The organism is Streptomyces hainanensis, from assembly GCF_004348415.1.
GTDB lineage: Bacteria > Actinomycetota > Actinomycetes > Streptomycetales > Streptomycetaceae > Streptomyces > Streptomyces hainanensis.
The window spans coordinates 1-4246 of the sequence record NZ_SMKI01000579.1 but is presented as its reverse complement, the minus strand read 5'-3'; the positions used below and the strand labels follow the sequence as shown (position 1 = coordinate 4246).

4 protein-coding genes are annotated in these 4246 nt (G+C 74.5%); all 4 read left to right on the top strand.

Annotated elements, in window-relative coordinates:
* The first annotated feature begins 175 nt into the window (after positions 1 to 175).
* Genes E1283_RS32845 through E1283_RS32830 form a run of 4 tightly spaced genes read left to right on the top strand, consistent with a single transcriptional unit; the run spans position 176 to position 3669 of the window.
* Positions 176 to 1072, top strand: a complete 897-nt coding sequence (locus tag E1283_RS32845; RefSeq protein WP_243745265.1) for a sensor histidine kinase — start codon at positions 176 to 178, stop codon at positions 1070 to 1072.
* Positions 1069 to 1833, top strand: coding sequence for a LytR/AlgR family response regulator transcription factor (locus tag E1283_RS32840; protein WP_243745264.1), 765 nt, complete (start codon positions 1069 to 1071; stop codon positions 1831 to 1833). Before E1283_RS32845 ends, E1283_RS32840 begins: the two co-directional genes overlap by 4 nt.
* Before the next feature lies 1 nt (position 1834).
* Entirely contained in the window at positions 1835 to 2218 is a 384-nt protein-coding gene (locus E1283_RS32835; protein WP_132821814.1) for a hypothetical protein, read from the top strand.
* Positions 2215 to 3669 carry a sodium/solute symporter gene (locus tag E1283_RS32830; protein ID WP_132821813.1) on the top strand — a complete coding sequence of 485 codons (1455 nt, stop codon included), beginning with the start codon at positions 2215 to 2217 and terminating at the stop codon, positions 3667 to 3669. The genes E1283_RS32835 and E1283_RS32830 overlap by 4 nt, the downstream gene beginning before the upstream one ends.
* Positions 3670 to 4246 lie beyond the last annotated feature (577 nt).

Sequence of the window (4246 nt, the reverse complement as noted above, 5' to 3'; positions counted from 1 at the left end):
CCGGGCTCCGCCGTGCCGCGCAGCAGAAGCAGGTCGTCGCCCCAGGCGTCGAGGACGGGGCCGTGTCCCGCGGCGCGGGCCAGCGGTTCGACGTCGGTGAAGAGCCGCCGCAGGGTGTCGGGGCGGCGCCGGCACCGCCGCCCGCCGCCTGCGCCGGCTTCTCGGCGCCTCCACCGTGGTGCTCGCCGACCTCGACGCCCGGCCGGTCGCCGTCGCCGGCCCGGAACCCGACGCCACCGAGCTCGCCGCACTGCTCGCCGGCACCTACGAACACGCCGGCCCCGTCCACCGCCCGCCCTGGGCCGCCGTCCCGCTGATCGTCGCCGGCGAACTCTCCGGCGCGCTCGCCGCCCGCGACGCCGCGGAAGCCGAACTCGCCCCGGCCGCCGCCCTCGTGGCCCGCTCCCTCGACCACGCCGCGCTGCGCCGCGCCCGCTCCCGCATCACCCAGGCCGAACTCCGCACCCTGCGCGCCCAGATCTCGCCGCACTTCCTGCACAACGCGCTCGCCGTCATCGGCGCCCGCATCCGCACCGACCCCGACCGGGCCCGCACCCTGCTCAACGACTTCGCCGACTACCTGCGCTACAGCTTCTCCACCCAGGGCGACTACGCCACCGTCGCCGACGAGCTCCAGGCCGTGCAGACCTACCTCGAACTGCAACGGGCCCGCTTCGACGACCGGATGGAGCTCACCGTGCGGATGGCACCCGAGATCCTGCCCGTCGCCATCCCCTTCCTCGTCATCCAGCCCATCGTGGAGAATGCCGTCCGACACGGCCTCGAACCCAAGCCGGGGCCCGGCGCCATCAGCGTCTCCGGCTTCGGCGAGGGCCCGCTGTGCGTCATCGAGGTCGAGGACGACGGCGTCGGCATGCGGCCCGAGGAGGCCGGCGCGATCCTCGCCGGCCGGGGCGGCGGCCGCGGCGGCGTCGGCCTGGCCAACGTCGACCAGCGGCTGCGCACCGTCTACGGGCCCGAGTACGGCCTGGTGATCGAGACGGCACCCGGCGGGGGGACCAAGGTCGTCATCCGGGTACCGAAGTTCATGCGAGGAGTGACGACCCGGTGAGAACGCCGAACCCACCGTCGAACCCGCTGCGCGTGCTGGTCGTCGAGGACGAGACCTCGACCCGCGAGGAACTGGCCGACCTGCTGGCCACCATGCCCGAGATCGGCGAGGTCAGCGAGGCCGACGGCGGCGAGGCCGCGGTCCGGCTGCTCGGCACCGGCAGCTTCGACGCCGTCTTCCTCGACATCTCCATGCCGGGGCTGACCGGCATGGACGTCGCCCGCGTCCTCGGCATGCTCTCCACACCACCCGCCATCGTCTTCGTCACCGCCTCCGAGGCGCACGCCGTCGAGGCGTTCGGCATCGGCGCCGTCGACTACCTCCTCAAGCCGATCAGGGCCGAGCGGCTCGCCGAGGCCGTGGCCAGGGCCGCCACCGCCCGGCGCGGCCGGGCGTCGGAACCGGAGAGCGACGAACTCTCCGTCGTCCAGATCGAGACCGGCCGGCACACCGTCTTCGTGCACCGCGACGACATCCGGTTCGCCGAGGCGCACGGCGACTACGTGCGGCTCCACACCGACCAGGACGCCCACCTGATCCGGCTCTCGCTCAGCTACCTGGAGGACGTCTGGTCCTCCGCCGGCTTCGTCCGCACCCACCGCGGCTACCTGGTCGCCGTCCGCTGGGTGACCGACCTGCGGGTCACCGGGTCCTCGGGGCTCGTCGCCGCCACCCCGGCCGGGGACGTCCCGGTCAGCCGCCGGCACGCCCGCGCCCTCAAGGAGCGACTGCTGGCCGCCGTGCGGGACGAGGACCGCTGAGATGACGAGTACCCCACGGCGGGTCCGGATCACCAGCCCCCAGACCAGGATCGCGCTCTCCCGCGGCCACCGGCCGCCCCGCCACCTGCTGCCGCTGCCCGGGCCCGACAACGAGAGCGAGGGCGAACTCGCCGCCGCCCGCGCCCTGTTCGCCGCGCAGCGGCGCCACGCGGCACGCACCCTCGGCATCCTGGCGCTGCTGCTCTTCGGCCTCAGCGGGCTGCTCGGCGCCCTCCCGGCGCTCGGCCGGGTCGCCGTGGCCGGCGTGCCCGCCTCCTGGCTGCTGCTGATGGCCGCCAGCTACCCGCTGCTGCTGCTCATCGCGTTCCGCCACGTGCGCGGCGCGGAGCGGATCGAGCGGTCCTCGGGCAAGGGCCCCGAATGATCGGACTGCTGGCGATCGGGCTGCTGCTGGCGGTCAGCGTGGTCATCGGCCTCTACGGGGTGCGGGCCACCCGCTCCACCACCCCCGACTTCCTGGTGGCCTCGCGACGCGTCGCGCCGGGCTGGAACGCGATGGCCATCGCGGGCGAGTACGTCTCGGCCGCCTCGGTGCTCGGCCTCGCCGGACTGATGCTGAAGAACGGCATCGGCACCCTGTGGTACGCCGTCGGCTTCACCGCCGGCTACGTCGCCGTCGCCGCCCTGGTCGCCGGCCCGATGCGGCGCTCCGGCGCCTACACCGTGCCCGACTTCGCCGACTACCGGCTCGGCTCACCGGCCATCCGCCGACTCTGCGCCGTCATCGTGCTGGTGATCATGTGGCTCTACCTGGTGCCGCAGTTCAAGGGCGCCGGCGTGGTGCTGCACCTGGTGAGCGGCACCCCCTACTGGGTGGGCGTGGTGCTCGCCGGCATGGTGGTGAGCGTGTCGATCGCGGCCGGCGGAATGCGCTCCGCCACCTACGTCCAGGGCTTCCACTACCTGGTGAAACTGCTCTTCATCGCGGTCCCCGCCGTCTTCCTCGTGGTCCACGCCGGAGCCGGCGCCCGCGAGGAGGCGCTGCGGGTCGACGTCGGCGAGTGGAGCCGGCCGCTCCTCGACCTCGACGGCTCGGGACAGCCGCTGCTCGCCACCTGGTCCGTGCTGCTGGCCACCACGCTCGGCGCGGTCGGCCTGCCACACGTCATCATGCGCTTCCACACCAGTGCCTCGGCCTGGGCGGCCCGCCGGGTCGCCGTCGGCGTCATCGTGCTGCTCGGCCTCTTCTATCTCTTCCCCGCGGTGTACGGGCTGCTGGGCCGCGTCTTCACCCCCGAACTGGTCGACGGCGGCGACACGGACACGGTGACGGTGGTGCTGCCCTCCGAGATCGTGCCGGGAAGTTGGGGCGCGGTGCTCACCGCGATCGTGGCGACCGGCGCGTTCGCGGCCTTCCTCTCCACCTCGTCCGGACTGCTGCTCGCCCTGGCCGGCGGCCTCTCCCACGACCTGTCCCGGGCCAGCGTGCCGCGGCTACGGGCGGCGGTGGTGGCCGGCGCGCTGGTCGCGGTGCTGCTGTCGCTGCCGGCCCGCGGCGTCGACATCAACGTCGCGGTGGGGTGGGCCTTCGCGGTGGCCGCCTCGACGTTCTGCCCGCTGCTGGTCCTGGGCATCTGGTGGCCCGGCCTGACCGCCCCCGGCGCGGCCGCCGGCCTGGTGACCGGCGTCTGCGCCTCGACGGGCGCCGCCCTCGCCGGCCTCCTGACCGCCCCGGGGCCAGGCCTGCTGGCCGTCCTCCTCGCCCAGCCGGCGGCCTGGACGGTCCCGCTCTCCTTCGCCGTGATGATGCTGGTGTCGCGCCTCACGACCCCACCGGACTGGTCGGAGCGGGCGGTGCTCCACCTCCACGGCTGACGCCGGCCTCGCCGGGGGCTCCCCCCTGCGGGCCGGAGGCCCGGCCCTCTGCGGCTTCGCCGCCGGGCGGCCCTCACCGACCGCGTCGGCACGGGCCTCGCGCCGATTGGGCGGGCCCGGGCCGAAGGCCCCGGGCGCCCGCGCGAAGCGCGGGGCCGTGGCCCGGCCGTGGCCCGGGTGGGTGGGGGAAAGCAGTCAGGCCGACCGGCCGTGCCCGCGCAACTCCGTGGCGCCACACCGGGGGGCGGTGCGCGGTGGGGCGCCCGATTGGTGTAGGCGCCGGCCGATGTGGCACACTGACCAGGTTGCTCGGTTGAGAGCCAATGCTGCGCGCCTCCCGCCGGGAGGACCGGAAGCGAGTCCCACTGTATTCGTCGCCCCTGATGAGGTGCGGAAATACCGGGATCTTCCGGGAAGCGTGGGCGGGGCATCAGCCAGGCGCCCGGTGGAAGTTCTTCCCGAGTTCTCCCCCCACTCCTCGCCGAGGAAACCCGCACAGCGGAGCTGTGTGGGAGACGCATGCGGCGAAATGGGGGAGGGGTTGCGACACGCCCGACCGCGTGGGTCGGAGGCGGGT